Origin of the sequence: Methylobacterium sp. CB376, from assembly GCF_029714205.1 — a bacterium.
Classification (GTDB): Bacteria; Pseudomonadota; Alphaproteobacteria; order Rhizobiales; family Beijerinckiaceae; genus Methylobacterium.
Genome location: NZ_CP121648.1, coordinates 4,523,296 through 4,539,045, shown reverse-complemented (window position 1 = coordinate 4,539,045; position 15,750 = coordinate 4,523,296). Strand labels below are relative to the sequence as shown.

At 68.8% G+C, this 15,750-nt stretch carries 13 protein-coding genes and 1 pseudogene; 10 read left to right on the top strand and 4 right to left on the bottom strand.

Features of this window, described 5'->3' with window-relative positions:
• A complete protein-coding gene (locus tag QA634_RS20535) occupies positions 1–1,047 on the bottom strand; it encodes an ABC transporter substrate-binding protein (protein WP_012333796.1) in 1,047 nt (348 codons plus the stop codon).
• Between the two features lie 20 nt (positions 1,048–1,067).
• Complete coding sequence (locus QA634_RS20530; protein ID WP_012333795.1) at positions 1,068–2,150, bottom strand: ABC transporter ATP-binding protein; 1,083 nt, start codon at positions 2,148–2,150, stop codon at positions 1,068–1,070.
• A gap of 145 nt (positions 2,151–2,295) precedes the next feature.
• Here QA634_RS20530 and QA634_RS20525 point away from each other — a divergent pair, with 145 nt between their 5' ends.
• The 3 genes from QA634_RS20525 to QA634_RS20515 all read left to right on the top strand — a co-directional run bounded on the left by QA634_RS20525 (position 2,296) and on the right by QA634_RS20515 (position 4,658).
• The gene (locus QA634_RS20525; protein ID WP_012333794.1) at positions 2,296–3,702 is read left to right on the top strand and encodes an amidase; all 1,407 of its coding nucleotides are present in this window, start codon (positions 2,296–2,298) and stop codon (positions 3,700–3,702) included.
• Positions 3,699–4,046: a hydroxyisourate hydrolase gene (locus QA634_RS20520; protein ID WP_012333793.1), complete on the top strand. Its 348-nt coding sequence runs from the start codon at positions 3,699–3,701 to the stop codon at positions 4,044–4,046. Before QA634_RS20525 ends, QA634_RS20520 begins: the two co-directional genes overlap by 4 nt.
• A 306-nt stretch (positions 4,047–4,352) precedes the next feature.
• Positions 4,353–4,658, top strand: coding sequence for a hypothetical protein (locus QA634_RS20515; protein WP_445928373.1), 306 nt, complete (start codon positions 4,353–4,355; stop codon positions 4,656–4,658).
• A gap of 38 nt (positions 4,659–4,696) precedes the next feature.
• On the opposite strand, the gene QA634_RS20510 is transcribed toward QA634_RS20515, so the two are convergent.
• Entirely contained in the window at positions 4,697–5,182 is a 486-nt protein-coding gene (locus QA634_RS20510; RefSeq protein ID WP_012333792.1) for a cyclic nucleotide-binding domain-containing protein, read from the bottom strand.
• Between the two features lie 240 nt (positions 5,183–5,422).
• Here QA634_RS20510 and QA634_RS20505 point away from each other — a divergent pair.
• Positions 5,423–5,909 (top strand): annotated as a pseudogene (locus tag QA634_RS20505) (transposase); the annotation flags it as partial.
• A 310-nt stretch (positions 5,910–6,219) separates the two neighbouring features.
• On the opposite strand, the gene QA634_RS20500 reads toward QA634_RS20505, so the two are convergent.
• Positions 6,220–7,215 carry a Crp/Fnr family transcriptional regulator gene (locus tag QA634_RS20500; protein ID WP_265576390.1) on the bottom strand — a complete coding sequence of 332 codons (996 nt, stop codon included), beginning with the start codon at positions 7,213–7,215 and terminating at the stop codon, positions 6,220–6,222.
• Between the two features lie 1,276 nt (positions 7,216–8,491).
• Here QA634_RS20500 and QA634_RS20495 point away from each other — a divergent pair.
• The 6 genes from QA634_RS20495 to QA634_RS20470 all read left to right on the top strand — a co-directional run bounded on the left by QA634_RS20495 (position 8,492) and on the right by QA634_RS20470 (position 15,746).
• Positions 8,492–9,451 (top strand): glycosyltransferase, encoded by a 960-nt coding sequence (locus tag QA634_RS20495; protein ID WP_018261622.1) that lies wholly within the window; start codon positions 8,492–8,494, stop codon positions 9,449–9,451.
• A gap of 189 nt (positions 9,452–9,640) precedes the next feature.
• Positions 9,641–10,825, top strand: a complete 1,185-nt coding sequence (locus QA634_RS20490; RefSeq protein WP_265576389.1) for a glycosyltransferase family 4 protein — start codon at positions 9,641–9,643, stop codon at positions 10,823–10,825.
• 80 nt (positions 10,826–10,905) lie between these two features.
• Positions 10,906–12,045 carry a DegT/DnrJ/EryC1/StrS family aminotransferase gene (locus QA634_RS20485; protein WP_012333788.1) on the top strand — a complete coding sequence of 380 codons (1,140 nt, stop codon included), beginning with the start codon at positions 10,906–10,908 and terminating at the stop codon, positions 12,043–12,045.
• An 810-nt stretch (positions 12,046–12,855) separates the two neighbouring features.
• Positions 12,856–13,707, top strand: coding sequence for a sugar transferase (locus QA634_RS20480; protein WP_012333787.1), 852 nt, complete (start codon positions 12,856–12,858; stop codon positions 13,705–13,707).
• Positions 13,708–13,791: 84 nt separating this feature from the next.
• Positions 13,792–14,529 carry a nucleotidyltransferase family protein gene (locus tag QA634_RS20475; RefSeq protein ID WP_012333786.1) on the top strand — a complete coding sequence of 246 codons (738 nt, stop codon included), beginning with the start codon at positions 13,792–13,794 and terminating at the stop codon, positions 14,527–14,529.
• Positions 14,530–14,534: 5 nt separating this feature from the next.
• A complete protein-coding gene (locus tag QA634_RS20470) occupies positions 14,535–15,746 on the top strand; it encodes an NAD-dependent epimerase/dehydratase family protein (RefSeq protein ID WP_265576388.1) in 1,212 nt (403 codons plus the stop codon).
• The last annotated feature ends 4 nt before the right edge of the window (positions 15,747–15,750 follow it).

Genomic DNA, 15,750 nt, shown 5'->3' with positions numbered 1-15,750 from the left:
CTAGAGCTTGATCTCGCGGTTGAACCGCTCCATCCAGGCCGCCCGCTGCGCGTTGATGGCCTTCCAGTCCTGGAACACGAATTTCCTGCGCAGGTCGTCGGTGTCCCGGGCGAGCACCTGGGCGATCTCGCCGCTCATCGTCACCTTGGCGTTGGTCGGCACGATCAGGTAGGGGGCCTGCATCAGCCGGGTCTGGACCGGCTCGGAGATCGCCGCCTCGATCAGCTTGAAGGCGAGGTCGCGGTTGGGCGAGTTCCTGACGATCTGGATCGCGGTCTTGAAGGCGATCGCCCCCTCCTTGGGCGCCACGAACTCGACCGGAACGCCCTTGGCCTTGAGGATCTGGATGGCGTTGAAGTTGCCGGGCGAAATGTCGACTTGGCCCTGCTGGAACAGGGTGGCGAGCGCCCCCGGATTGGCCGCCACCGCCGAGAGGTTGGGCTTGAGCGCCTCCATGGCCTTGAAGGCCGGATCGATGTTCGCCTCGGAGCCGCCGTGCATCTTGGCGATCTCGACCATGAAGCCGGTGCCGAGCGTCGAGTTCATGTTGGTGATGCCGACCCGGCCCTTGTATTCGGGCCGCCACAGATCGGCCCAGGAGGTGGGCTTCGTCCTCACCGTGTCGGGATTGTAGGTCAGACCGACGACCTGGAAGAAGGCCGCCGGGCCGGTCGCCTCCTGCGCGTCCGGGATGAGGTCCTTGAAGGAGGCGCTGCGCTCGACCGGGTAGGGCTCGACGAGGTCCTGCGCCTGGGCGGTGAGCGCCGGGCCCGGATCGTGCAGCATCACGTCGATCGGCGGGTTCGCGCGGGCGGCCGAGACCTTGGCGATCTGGTCGACGGACAGCATCGGGTCGAGGACGATCGGGGCGTTGCCGGTCTCCTTGCGGAAGGCGGGGACCAGCACGGCCTTGTGCGCCTCCTCCCAGCTCCCCGTGAAGGTGGCGAAGACGAGGGGCCTCGCCTGCGCGAGGGAGAGGCCGGGGAAGAGCTCCATCGCGCCGAGCGAGAGGGCGGTGGTGAGGAGGCGGCGGCGGTCGAGGATCATCGGAGCGTCCTGGGCGAGGATCAGGCGGCGGGGAAGGCGGAGGCGAGGCCGGGCGCGACGGCGACCCGCACGGCGGTGCCGGGCGGGCGCGCGGCCGCGCCGCCGAGGCGCGGCTCGGCGACCTTGAGGGCGCCGCCCGCTCCCACCCGCACCTCGTGGATCACCGTGGGGCCGAGCGGCAGCGCCATCTCGACCACGCCCGCGATGCCCTCCTCGCCGTCGGTGAGGCGCAGGTGCTCGGGCCGCAGGCAGGCGACGACGCGCGCGCCCGGCGCGAGCGCCCGGCCCGGGCGCCGCACCACGATCTCGCCGCCCGCATCGAGGGCGACGCGGGCGCCCGCGCCCTCCTGGCCGACGACGCGTCCCGGCATCGTGTTGGCCGAGCCCACGAAGGTGTTGACGAACAGGCTCTCGGGCGCGTCGTAGATCGTGGTCGGGGCCGCGAACTGCTCCAGCCGCCCCTGCGACAGCACCGCCACCCGGTCGGAGAGGGACAGCGCCTCCTCCTGGTCGTGGGTGACCAGGATCGTGGTGACGCCCGCCACCCGCTGCAGCCGCTTGACCTCGATCTGCATGTCAAGGCGGAGATTCTTGTCGAGGGCCGCGAAGGGCTCGTCGAGGAGGAGCACGGCGGGCCGGATCGCCAGGGCGCGGGCGAGCGCCACGCGCTGCTGCTGCCCGCCGGAGAGCTGGCGCGGGTAGCGCTCCGCCATGGCGCCGAGCTGCACGAGGCCGAGGAGGCGCTCGGCCTCCGCCTCCTGCTCGGCCCTCGGCGCCCCGCGCGCGGCGAGGCCGTAGGCGACGTTCTCGGCGACGCTCAGATGCGGGAAGAGCGCGTAGTTCTGGAACACGATGCCGACCGCCCGCCGGCTCGGCGGCAGGTCGTCCATGACCGCGTCGCCGACGATCACCCGCCCCTCGGTCTGGCGCAGGAAGCCCGCGACGATCCGCAGGAGCGTGGTCTTCCCGCAGCCGGAAGGGCCGAGCAGCGAGACGAGTTCCCCGCCCTTGATGTCGAGCGTCACGTTCCCGACCGCCACCGCCTCCCCGTAGCGGTGGGTGATCCCGTCGAGCACGACGGACCGGCCCGTCCCGGCCCGCATCGTCGCTTCCGTCACCGGCCTTCACCCCGCGGCATCGAACTTGCCCGCCGGTCTTCGCAAATCGTATGCCGGTTCGAGGAAAATCCATGCCATGCCGTGAGTTGAGCCGCCTCCCCGGGGAGACCGGCAGCCGCAGGAGCCCGCCATGACCGCCCTTTGGGCACTGAGCGCGACCGAGATGGCAGAGTGCTTCGCCGATGGGCGGGCGAGTCCGGTCGCGGTGCTCGAATCCTGCCTCGCGCGGCTCCATGCCTGCGAGCCGGCGCTGAACGCGGTCACGCGGCTCGCTCCGGGCGCCCGGGAGGAGGCCGAGGCGAGCGCGGCGCGCTGGCGGGCGGGGCGCCCGCTGTCGCGGCTCGACGGCGTGCCGATGACGGTGAAGGAGTTCCTCGTCACCGCCGGCCTGCCCGCGAGCTTCGCGGAGCCGCGGGACGGGCCCGAGCCGCCCGCGGCCCGGGACGAGCTGCCGGTGGCGCGGATGCGCGCGGCGGGCCTGGTGACGCTCGCCAAGACCAACATGCCGGAATTCGCCGTGCAGGGTTACACGGCCAACGCCCGGTTCGGCACCACCGGCAACCCTTGGGCTCCCGCGCTCACGCCCGGCGGCTCGACGGGCGGCGGGGCGGCGGCGACGGCCGCCGGCTACGCCCCGATCGCGCTCGGCACGGACGGGGGCGGGTCGCTGCGCCGCCCGGCCGCCCATACGGGCCTCGTCGGGCTCAAGACCTCGCTCGGCCTCGTGCCGCGCCGCGGCGGCCTGCCCTCGCCGCTGCTCGACTTCGAGGTGGCGGGCGCCCTCACCCGCACGGTGGCGGACAGCCGGGCGGTGCTGGCGCTGATGGCCGGGCCGGACCCGCGGGTGCTGTGGTCCCGCTTCCCGACGCCGCCCGCCGCCCCGCCGCGGCCGCTGCGGGCGCTCTACGTCGAGCGCCTCGGCGACGCGCCCCTCGATCCGGCGATCGCCGCCTCGTGCCGGGAGGCCCTGGACGACCTCGCGTCCTGCGGGGCGACGGTGACGGAGGGCCGGTTCCCACTCGACGTGGCGGCGCTCAACGACCTCTGGCCGGAGATCGGGCGGATCGGCCTCGCGCGGCTCTTCGCGGAGGATCCCGCCCTCGGGCGGCGGGCGAGCGAGCCCTACCGCGCCATGGCCGAGGAGGGCGCCCGCGCCCCGGCGACCCGCCTCGCCCGGATCCTCGACCGCGTCGCCTCCCTGCGCGACGCGGCGAGCGCGCTCTTCGCGGAGATCGATCTCCTGGTCACGCCGGCCATCGCGGCCCTGTCCTGGCCGGCCGCGGAGGTGTGTCCGGCGCGGATCGACGGCCGGCCGGTCGGGCCGCGGGGTCACGCGATCTATACGGGCTGGGTCAACGCCGCGGCGCTGCCCGCGATCAGCCTGCCGGTCGCTCCGTCCCCGGACGGGCTGCCGATCGGCCTGCAGCTCGTGGCCGGGTACGGGGCGGACGGGCTGCTGCTCGACGTGGCGGAGGCGATGGAGCGGCGGCGCCCCTGGGCGCATCGCCGGCCGGAGGTCGGGGGGAGGATCGGATGAGGGCGGGCGGGATCTCGGTCCACGCGGTGGACGTGGCGACGGGGCGGCCGGCGGCGGGGCTGCGGGTGACCGTCGAGGCGCTCGACCCGGCCGGGCGGCGGCTGGTGGCGGAGGGCCGGATCGGCCCGGACGGCCACCTGCCCCACCCGATCTCCGGCGGGGCGGGCGTGACGGCGGGGATCTACGAGGTCACCTTCGACGTCGGCGACTATCTCGCCCCGGAGGGGGGCGGGCGCTTCCTCGACCGGGTGCCGTTCCGCTTCACGATCGAGGACGTGGCCGCGCACGTCCACCTGCCCCTCAAGTTCACGCGCTTCGGCTACGCCCTGTTCCGCGGCGCGTGACCGGGGCGCCGGGGCGCGGAGGGGGATGGACGGGTCCCGCCACGCGCTCCCTGCCGAGCCGGCATCCGGGATGTCCGCTCCCTCTCCCGGTTCTCCTTCCGCCGACGCTGCGCTCGGCCGGGCAAGGCGGGAAGCCGGGATCCGCTTGATCGCAGCGGATCCCGGATCACGCGCCTGAGCGCGCCGCCTGAGCGAAGCCGACATCCGTATGGCCGAAATTGGAGATGACGAAGCCATCAACCGGATGTCGGATGGATCGGCGCGCTGACGTTCGCCCCCTCCGAGGCGGACAGCATCCCGCCGTTCGTGGCCAACAGCCCGGTGATGTCGGCCTTCTGCGCGCATCCGGATGAGGACAAGGCGCCCCTCACCCACGAGGGTGAGCGGAAGCCGGCGGAGCACGCGTGGCAGGAGCGGAACCGCACCTACGCTCGGGCTCGCGGCCTTCGGGGTGCGTGCTGGATCGGGATCCGGAAGCGGGGCGGTCGCTCGGACGGAGGCGAGCGTAGCGCTCCCGAGTTCGATCCCGGGTGCTGCTCTGCCCGACACGGGTCGGCGAACCGCAAGGAGGCGGCCGAATCTTTTCCTAAGGGAATGATCCGGGAGACCTGAGCCGCCACGCTCCTTGCAGCGGCGCTGTTCGATCGCATCTAAAGTATCGGACCGCGCGTAGCACTCACTGTGCCGACAATGTGGGTGTCGGCCTGGCGTAGCCTTCGGCAAAGTTCTCGATTTATGTTCTGCAGCACCATCGCGTATGCATAGATGTCTTTTTTATAAAAGTTATACAGGTTTCGAGCTGTGAGCTCGTATGCCACGACCGGTTGTTTTGCAATGAGAGTTGCCGATCTATTCTGTATTTCAATGACGGTCATCTCTCCAAAAAAATCACCTGGGCCGAGATGACATATATCAACGACACATCCCGATCCTCCGATCTTAGTCACCATAATCTCCCCAGAATGAACAATATACATCGAGTGTCCAGGCTCTCCCTCTACTATGATCGTGGCGCCTGCCTCAAAGTGTCGTTCAACCAACATCGAGATCAAGAGATCGAGACTCGTGTCCGAGAGGCCGCCGAAGAAGGGCGTGTCGACCAGGAATGCTTTCAGCTCGGGAGAATTGACAGCCATCAGCCTATTCCACTCCCGCTTCCGGAGCTCGACCACATCCCATATTGTGGATCCTTTGTATGCCGGCAGCTCGCTTTGCGCATCTGGCCAGGGTGCAATCCGGGCGCCGAGTGGTCCAGACGGTGTCTGGCAAACCGCCGGATGACCCACTGGGTGAGATTTGACGTCCCCCCATCGCTTTGGTCCGGCGTGAGTGCGAGTTTTCCGGTTTTGTGAGCCCCTGACGGGAGGAGCGGAACCGTGAAGACGGGCCGGTTCACCGCGGAGCAGATCCCCTCTGCGCTGAAGCAGGCCGAGACCGGGACGCCGGTCGCGGAGGTCCTGCGCCGGATCGGCATCTCCGAGCAGACGTTCTAACGCTGGAAGAAGCTCTACGGCGGACTGGGCACGGGCGAGTTGCGACGGCTGAAGCCGCCGGAGGAGGAGAAGCGGAAGCTCAAGCAGCGCGTGGCTGATCTGAGCCTCGACAAGCCCATCCTGCAGGACGTGCTCGCAAAGCAGCGACCTCGTGAACCAGGTGCGAGAGGCGCACGGGCTGAGCGAGCGGCGCGGCTGCGGCGCGCTCGGCGTCGGCCGGTCGAGCATGCGCTATCGCCCGACCAGGCCCGATCCGGCACCGCTGCGGAGGCTCATCCATGATCCGGCCAAGAGCCGGGTGCGCTCCGGCTATTTCCGGATCTGCATCCTGCGGCGCCGGGAAGGCCGGAGGGCGAACCACAAGAGGGTCTAACCGGCTCTGGTGCCTGAATGCGAACCGGTTCTCGTCCTTGGCCGATGCCAGGGCCAAGATCGAGGCGCGGCGGCGGCCCGGGAGGCTGCCGAATGGAACCCGGAGGCTCACCTTCCGGCCGGACCAGGATCCGGGGACCGTCATGTCATGGCCGGCTCTTGTCGACGACTGGAGCGCGGATGGAGAGTGACAATGGCCGAGACTGATGTCGATTCGCGCCGCGCGGTTGAAACCCGGATTCCCACCTGTGTGCCGGCGTGGAGATCGACCCGTGTGAGGGCCATGCCTGCGGATCACATCGCCGGCCTCACCGTCTCGCAAATCTGACCGCTTCTTCGACACGGGGCCGGGACCCGGCAGATGGGGCGGACCGATCAGCGACCGAGTGGACCGCACCCGCGAGGGGCGTGCGCGCTGCCTGCCGCCGACGGCCGTGCGTGACGAGGCGATTGTGATCGATCCGGTGCGGCGCGGCCGGTGCGGAGAGCCGCGGCTGAACCTCGCTGCGGGCTGCCGCGTCGCTGAGGTGGAGGTAATTCGGGTTGAACAGGCTTGCGGCCTGCAGGGCGGCGATGTCGGGGATCCGCACGGTTCGACCGAGCATCTCCACGAGCCCTTGATCGCGCAGTTGCGCGAGCTTGCGGTTTATGTGGACGTGCGACAGGCCCAGGGCATTGGCCATGTCGAATTGAGTGAGCAGCAGAACGAAGCTGTTGTCCTCGGTGAGCCCGGCCCGGCGCAGCCGCAGGAACAGCTCGCACAGCAGATGGCCGACCCGCTCCGTGCCGACGCGCTGACCAACATTCAGCAGCCACTCGCGCTGGATCGAGGCCGCGATGAAGCTCTCCCACAGCAGGGCCTGCCGGACCGCCGGGTGCTGCTCGCACACGGTCGCCAGCGCCCTGAGCGGGATGTCCGCACAGGTGAGCGGCGTCAGGGCGGCGATGGAGCAGTCCATCGCGTATCCCTCCGGGGCGAGCGCCTCCGTCAGGTCGCCCGGCAACAGGATCCCCGCGATCTGTCGCCGGCCATCCTCCAGTTGCTTGTAGCGGTAAGCCCATCCCGAGATGATCAGGCTGACATGGCCGAGATGGTCGCCCTCCTCAACGAGATCATCGCGGGCGGCGACGTACCGCCACTTGCGCACGAGGTGATGAAAGGCCTCGCGGTCCGCGCCGCCGAGATTCGTGAGCCGGCTGATTTTCGCGGCTGCGCGGCCCTGAATTGCTGCACCGCCGATCGCTGTCCCAAGCATGTGATCGTCCCCTGAGGCTTGCTTGTACCGTTCATTCCGGTCGAACATCTGAGTAATCAGGCTGGACTCGTTTGCGCGGCCGTGCATGCACATTGGCGCCATGCTTCAATCGTATCGATCGCGTTCGTGCTCAACTGATCAGCTACACGCCGGATCAGCGAGGGCGCACGGGTGGCCCCGCGAGTCGGAGCGATGCTGCAGTGAGTGGCCGCTGCGCTCCGTCGAACGTTGCGCCCCGACCCCGACCGGGCGGCGAAGTCGCCCCCGCTTCAGGAGCCGACAGGCCGGCCGCGCTGCCGCACGCCGCCAGAGTCCGGCTCGCCACGCGAGAGTGCTCCGGACATCGTGCCTGCGCCGAGGCCAAGTTCTATTTCACCCTATATCCCGCTGCTTCGGCGCCCTGTCAGCCGATCTGGATCATTAATACGGGACAGAGCGACCGCCGGCGGTGATATTTCTCACTTCAGAGTGAAGATGCGGTCCCACCTTTGCAGTAGGAGCGTCTTCGGTCGCGCTTGACTTTGGCTTGGCAGGAAGGGGACGACCTGCTGAATGCGTCAGGTATCGGCGGCGCGACCGTTGCTCGCACTGCATCGGCTTCGTAGACCGACCGTGCGTCGATGCCGCCGGGTGATCGAGGCCGACAGGGCGGAGTCAGGTGAGACGTCGCATCCCCCCGGAAGGCGAGGAACCCGCGGGTCAACGCCCCCGGTCACACGGACGGCCCAGGCGAGGAAGCGCAGTGGAGACGCGATGGGCCGGTCACGGCCGCCCGCTGGCCTGACCCAAGCGGGAGGGGCCGCCGGGCGGACACGAAGCGATGCGGCTCCTGTCTTTCAGGCCGACGCATCGGCGGCCCGATCCAGGGCGGCCGTCATGCCGTTGGCACGGGACAGGGCAGCATGGGACAGGGCAGAAAGTCCATCGGTCATCGTGTTCGTTTGCGGCCCCTGCCGACCCTTCATCGTCCGAAGCGCCGAACCAAGACACGCGCCGACCGCACCGGAAGCACCTGCTCCCGCCGCCGGCACGGTGCGACGCCACGCTACAAGTCAATCGGCCCATTGAACTCGGAATCCTTACGATGCACCGCCGTCCGTGGATGGCCGCCCGAAACCGCTCGGGTGGCGCATAATTTTTAGCAGACGCTTGCGGCCTCGAAATCTATCGCTTGTCAGCTAGGAGCGCTTGCGCCGCGTCGTTTCGGATCGGATCGCGGAGTGCGGGCAAGCGCGGCGGAGGTGAAGCCATGGATGGTAGGGATCTTAGCCATATTCCAGGCAATAATTCAACTAATAATCCGCACATATCGGTCGTAATTTCCGTGAAGAACCGCTTCTTTCTGCTGAAGGACTGCCTGGAAGCTTTGCTCAGGCAGACGATTGGCGTCGAGAGCTTCGAAGTCATTGTCGTCGACAACGTGTCTCAGGACGATATCGCCGGTCTTTGCACGGCGATGCGGGCCCAGGGTCTGCAGCTCCGCTACCTGCGCATGCAGCACGACAAGGGACCGGCCCCGGCGCGCAACCGAGGCGTGCTTGAGGCGCGGGCCCCGCTGATCGCCTTCACGGACAGCGATTGCCGGCCCCATCCCGAATGGCTCGCCCTTGGCATCGCCGCCCTGGCCGACCCGGCGGTCGCGTTCTCGACGGGCCCGGTCCTGCCCAAGCCGGAGCAAACGGCATCGCTCTGCTCCAAACTCACGTTCGTCACGGCGCAGGAGCACCCGACCTTTCCGACCGCCAACATGGTCGTGCGGAAAAGCGTGTTCGACGCGTTCGGCGGCTTCGACGAAACCCTCTCGTTCCGTGACCCGCTCAACCGGGCGACGGAATGTGCCGATACCGATCTCGCCTGGCGCATCATCGAGGCCGGCTACACCCGCCGCTTCGAGCCGCGCGCCGTCATCTGGCACGAGATCGAACAGCAATCGCTTCTCCAATGGATTCTCGAGCCGACACGATTGTTTCTGGTTCCTGCCCTAGTCAAGCGGCATCCGGAACTCAGGAGACGTCTCCTCGTCGCGCGCCTGTTCTTCTATCCTCCGATATGGCTGCTTTACCTCGCGGTATGCGTGGCGGCGTTCGCCGTCATCTGGCAGCCGCTGCTGCTGCTCGTGCTGCCGCCGGCACTGCTCGCGCGGGGCATCCATCGCACCGGCTCCGTGGACCCGCGGCAGCTCGCAGCCCACGCCGGGCGTGTGATTGCTCACCTGCCGCGGATGGTCGTCATGATAACATCCCTGCTTTATGGAAGCATTCGCTACCGCGCACTCGTTCTATGAACCCGCGCGTTGCTCCATAATGACACCTTGAAGCTTTTCATCTCTGACGATGCATTTGCTCGATACGGAAGTCGCCACGGCAAATTACATCGTTTTTCAAGATCAGTCTCGACAATTCTGAATGCAAGATAGTTTCTCGCCGGAGCCACACGGTCGTGGTCGCTCGCGGCGAAGCGGTTGGAGGCAACAGTGCGGATCGCAGTGACTCACCCGACGGCATGGCCGGAGGTTCGCCGAGGATCGGAGCGGATGCTCCATGATCTGTCGCAGCGCTTGGCGGCCCGCGGCCACGACGTCACCGTCCTGACCAGTTCTCCCGCGTCCGAAACGCGGATCGAAGCCGATGGCCCGGTCCGGCGCGTCCTGCTTCGCCGCAGAACCGGGCCGGCCGCGCTGACGGGCCGCTGGTTCAACAGCCAGCATCTGTTCGGCTGGGACTTGGCCAGGTGGCTCCGTGCGGAGCCGTTCGACGCCGTGCACTGCTTGAACTACCACGATGCGGTCGGCGCTCTGATCGCGCGCCGGGCGGGTGCACGGTTCCGCCTCGTCTTTCAGTGTACGGGCATTCCGGTGCGGCGCTACTTCCGGCGCATTCCCGCCGACGGCCTGATGTTCCGCATGGTGCTGCGGCAGGCGGATGCCGTGGCGGTCCTGTCCCGCTTCGCTCAGGACGCGCTCGCGCGGGATTACGGGGTCGCCGGGACGTTGCTTGCGTCCCCCACCGAGACCGCTCCCTTCGAGGCGCTGCCGGACGACGCTCCGCGCGAACCCTACATCCTGTTCAGCGGGGATGCCGACGAGCCGCGCAAAGGCGCACTCCTCCTCGCCCAGGCGTTCCCGGCCGTGGCCGAGCGGCTGCCGGCTCTCCGGCTCGTCTACACGGGACGATCGAGCCCGGCCACCCGCGCGGCTTTGTCCGCTGCCGTTCCGGGCAACCTCCGCGATCGAGTCGAATTTCTCGGTCTCGGCCGCGTCGAGGACCTGCCGCACCTCTACGCACGCGCGACGGTCTGCGTGAACCCGGCCGTCTGGGAGGCGCTGGGCAATGTCCTGATCGAAGCCCTGGCGGCCGGAACCCCGGTGGTCGGCGCGCGGCACGCCGGCATCCCGGACATCGTCGCGGACGAGACGGTGGGGGCTCTGTTCGATCCGGGCTCGACGCGGCTGGCCGCCACGAACGCGGCCGGACTGAGCGAGGCCATCCTGAGGGCTGCGGCCCTGGCCGCGCGGCCCGAGACCCGCGCGCGGTGCCGCGCGCGGGCGCAGGCCTTCTCCTGGAACGCCCTGATCCCCCGCTACGAGGGCCTGCTCGGCGGCGACGCCCCGCCGCGCGAGATCGGCCCTCCCCTGCCCGCCGCCATCCCGTTGCGATGAACCGCCCGTCTCCCGGCGCCGCGTCGCTCGCGCGATGCGCTCCTGTTGCCGAACCTGTCCGAGCATGAGGTGCCCGTGTGATGACCGCTTCCCTCTCGATGTCGCGTCGCGCGAGCGACGTGCCCCTCTCGCTGCCGAACCTGTCGGAGCTCGAGATCGCCTACGCGGCCGAGGCGCTGGCGAGCGGGGATATCGGGCCCGCCGGCCCCTTCCGCGACCGCTTCGAGGCCATCTGGGCCGCCCGGAACGGCACCGCTCATGCGATCACGGTCTCGTCCGGAACGGCGGCGCTGCACGTGGCGCTGGTGGCGCTCGGGATCGCGCCCGGCGATGAAGTGATCGTGCCGGCGACGACCTACGTGGCGAGCGCGAATGCCGTGCTGCACGCCGGCGCCCGGCCCGTTCTCGTCGACGTGGACCCCGAGACCTTCTGCATCGACCCGGCCGCCGCGGCCGCCGCGGTCACGGCGCGCACCCGGGCCATCATGCCGGTCCATCTGTTCGGCCATCCCTGCCCGATGGACGCCCTGGAGGAGATCGCGGGGGCGCGGGACATCGCCCTGGTGGCTGACGGGGCGCACGCTCCGCTCGCCGGATATCGCGGAAACCCGGTCGCCGCGGCCGCGACGGTCACCACGCACTCCTTCTTCCAGAACAAGATCTTCAGCTGCGGCGAGGGAGGAGCGCTGCTCACGAACGATGCCGACCTCATCGTGCGTGCGACGCAAGTGCGAGCCCACGGGCTCGATCTCGGTGGCCGAGCGATCTATCACCGGCTCGGCTACAATTACCGGTTGACCAATCTCGCCTGCGCGATCCTGTGCGCGCAGGAGGAGCGGGCGGACGCGATCCTTGCGCGTCACGCCGAGCTGAATCGACTGTATCGCCAGCTCCTCGCCGATCATCCGTCCATCGCCTTGCAGGCCATCCGCGATTGGGCAGAGCCGGTCCAGTGGTTCTTTCCCCTCGTCCTTCGCAACCCTGCGCCGGCCCTCGATCGGGTGATCGCCCGTCTGGGCGAGCGCGGCATCGGCGCGCGCCCGTTCTTTCCCTCGCTCGATAGCATCCCGCATCTCTCGGCATTTCATGCCGAGCGCCCGCACCCGCTCACGACCGCGCGCCGTCTCGCCGACCGAGGGCTGCTGCTGCCATTGCGCGCCACCATGAGCGACCGCGACGTGGAGCGTGTCGTGGAGGAGCTGGCGGTCGCGCTGCGCTGACCGCGCACCGGACGGCGCCGGATGAGCGCATCGCCGCCGGGACGGGCCGGTCCCGGACGGGCTCCATGGGCGTCGGGTCCGCTCGCCTTCCGGCCGTAGCCGCCGCGGCCCTCGGGCCGTGATGCTGCGCCCCCGTGCCGGATCGCGCTCCACTCCGGCGGGCACCGCTCCCGCGCACGATCCCCATCATCCGCCATCCGGTTGATGGCTTCGCCCTCTCCCATTTCGGCCATGCGGATGTCGGCGTCGCTCAGGCGCCGCGCTCAGGCGCCGCGCGGGCGCGTGATCCGGGATCCGCTGCGATCAAGCGCATCCCGGATCAGTCGCGCCCCTGCGGGGCATCGCCGGGCACCGCTCCTCGGCACCGCCCGCGCGCGCCGCCGCGTCCAGGCCAGGTCGCGAGCCGCGAAAGGCGGATCGGCGGGCCCCCAGGAACAGCCCTCGCGGTTGAACAGCCCTCGCGGCTGCCGTGCCCCCAGGGGCCGCGAAGCGGCGTCGATGAGGGCAGACGCGCCCCAGAGTGCCGTCGCGCCCGAGACGATCATCCCCGCCGCCATCGCTCCACCGCATGCAATCAGTCGCATCTTTCTTGTGCGTCGGCGCACAAGGCGCTGCACACCTGCGGTCGCGCCGGATCATCGATCCATCGCAGACCGGCACGTCCGCGCGGCAGCATTCGACGAATGCTGCAAAAAATTTTGCCGCCGGCCGCCCCGCCGCGATGTCTACTGCAATCACAAATCTTCGCCCGGGCCGAGACGGCCGGGCCCGGAGGAATTCTTCAGCTCACGCCAAGATCAGGGGGAGTCGATGACGAGCCTCATCATGAGCTCGCACCCGCGCGAGGCGCTGGCCGAGCCGGAGGATGGCAACGCGTACCTGGATGCGCCCGCCAGGGGAGAGCGGCAGGCGGCGGATGCGGCAGCCATCGTGGATGCGCTGGCCAAGCGCACGGTCGACGTGATCGGAAGTGCCTGCATTCTGCTCCTGCTGGCACCTCTGCTGGTCGTTGTCGCGATCGCCATCAAGGTGAGCAGTCCCGGGCCGGTCCTGTTTCGTCAGGCGCGGTACGGGCAGGGCGGCCGGATCTTCTCGATCTGCAAGTTCCGGACGATGGTCGGGCCCTCGCCGAAGTGCATCGCGATCGGCGACCCTGACGACCATGAAGCGCGCCTGACCCCGCTGGGCCGGATCCTGCGCCGCTACTGCATCGACGAGCTTCCGCAGCTCCTCAACGTCCTGGCCGGCGACATGTCTCTGGTCGGTCCGCGCGCCCATCCGGTCGGCCTGCACGTTCTCCAGGTTCCCTACGAGGACGTGGTGCCGAACTATCACCACCGTCACAGCGTCAGGCCCGGCATGACCGGATTGGCGCAAGTGATGGGTTTCCACGGCATCGTCGACTCGGTCGAGCATGCCCAGGCGCGCCAAGCCTACGATGTTCTCTACATCCAGCGCCGGAATACTGACCTGGATGTCGCACTCATAGCATTCACCGGCTGGCGGTTCCTGCTGCGCGGTGGGCGCGGAGCCAGCCGCTTCCCCATCCAGAGATTCCTCCCGACGCAGCTTGGCAGCGCGACTCCGCCCTTCGCCTCCGAGCCTGCATCGGCCGCCCCGGCGCCTTGCGCCGACGGCCTGAGCACTTTCGCGGCGTCCTGACCCCCGCATCACGCGATCAGGATCCAGCATCACCGGCGTGGAGCCGCCAACGGCTACCAGCAACGCGCAAAGGAGAGAGCGCACATGAAAGTCTTGATACTGGCCGGTGGGCGCGGCACGCGCGCCTACCCCTACACCGACTACCTGCCGAAACCGATGATGCCGGTCGGTGGCAAGCCCATCATCGTCCGGGTCATGCAGATCTTCGCGAACCAGGGGGTGACGGATTTCGTTCTGTCGCTCGGATATCGCAAGGAAGTCATTCTCGACTACTTTGCCGGGCGGTCCCTCGGCTGGAACGTCGAACTGGTGGACACCGGCGACGAGGCCGACACCGGCGATCGTGTCCGCCTCTGCCAGGACAGGCTGGGCGACGAGTTCTTCGTCACCTACTCGGACGGGCTCTGCGACGTCGATCTCGACAGCCTGCGCGCCTTTCACCGCAGCCACGACGGTCTCGCCACGATCACCAACGTCCCGCTTCGTTCCCAGTACGGAACGATCGAGTCCGATCGCGAGGGACGCGTCCGCGCCTTCCGTGAGAAGCCGATCCTGCGTGATCACCGCATCAATGCCGGCTACTGCATCATGAGGAAGGCCGTGTTCGATCATTGGCACGGCAGCAGCCTCGAACGCGAAGTCTTTCCCTCCCTGCTACGGAGTCGAAAGCTGTTCTCGTTCGACCATGACGGCTTCTTCAAGTCGATGGACACGTTCAAGGATCAGCAGGAACTCGAGGCAATGTTTGAGAGCCGCGAGTTCGATTGGATCGAGTCGCGCCCGTCGGTGGTTCGGGCCCGTGAGCTGGAGGTTGTTCGATGAGCAAGATGTCTTTCTGGTCCGGCAAGCGCGTCCTCGTCACCGGTTCGGCCGGGTTCCTCGGCTCGTGGACGGTGCGGACCTTGCGCGAGAGCGGCGCATTGGTGGTCGGCTACGTGCGCGACCTCAATGCCTACGGAAATTCGCTGGCGGATGACTTGGCCAAGCCGACCATCGTCGTGCACGGCCGGCTGGAGGATCGGGAGACCCTGCGGCGTGCCGTGAACGAGCACGAGGTGGACACGGTGATCCACCTCGCCGCTCAGCCGATCGTCGGCACGGCCCTGCGCGATCCGGTGGGCACCTTCGAGGCCAACATTCGGGGTACCTGGAACCTGCTCGACGCCTGCCGGCTGTACGGGAAGGTCGAACGCATCCTCGTCGCGTCCAGTGACAAGAGCTACGGCAGTTCCGACGTCCTTCCCTATACGGAAGACATGCCGCTTGTCGGGCGCGCACCCTACGACGTCTCCAAGAGCTGCACCGACCTCCTGGCGCGCAGCTACTTCGAGACCTACGGCCTGCCGATCTGCATCACGCGGGCCGGCAACTTCTTCGGCGGAGGCGACCTCAACTTCAACCGGCTGGTGCCCGGGACGATCCGCTGGGCGCTGCGGGGCGAGCGCCCCGTGCTGCGCTCGGACGGCACGATGATCCGCGACTACATCTACGTCCGGGACGTCGTGGCCGGATACCTCGCCATCGGCGAGGCCATGCACGAGCCGGGCGTGGCCGGCGAGGCCTTCAACCTGTCGAACGAGACGCCCCTCAGCACGATGGCCTTCACCCACGAGATCCTCCGCGCCTGCCGGCGCCCGGATCTCGAACCGCTGGTCCTGGGCGAGGCCCGGTCGGAGATCGACGCCCAGCACCTCAGCGCCGCGAAGGTCCGGCGGATCGTCGGCTGGTCGCCGCGGTGGAGCATGGCGGACGCCCTGGCGGAAACCGTCGCCTGGTACCGGAACTACATGGGCCGGATCGGTGAGATCGAACGGGAAGCCCCTCCGCACGATGGCCTTCGCCAACGCGATCCTCAGCGCCTGCCGGCGCCCGGATCTCGCACCGCTGGTCCTGGGCGAGGCCCGGTCGGAGATCGACGCCCGGCACCTCAGCGCCGCGAAAGTCCGGCGGACCGTCGGCTGGTCGCCGCGGTGGAGCACGGCGGACGCCCTGGCGGAAACCGTCGCCTAGCCCCGGAACTCCATCGGCCGGATCGGTGAGATC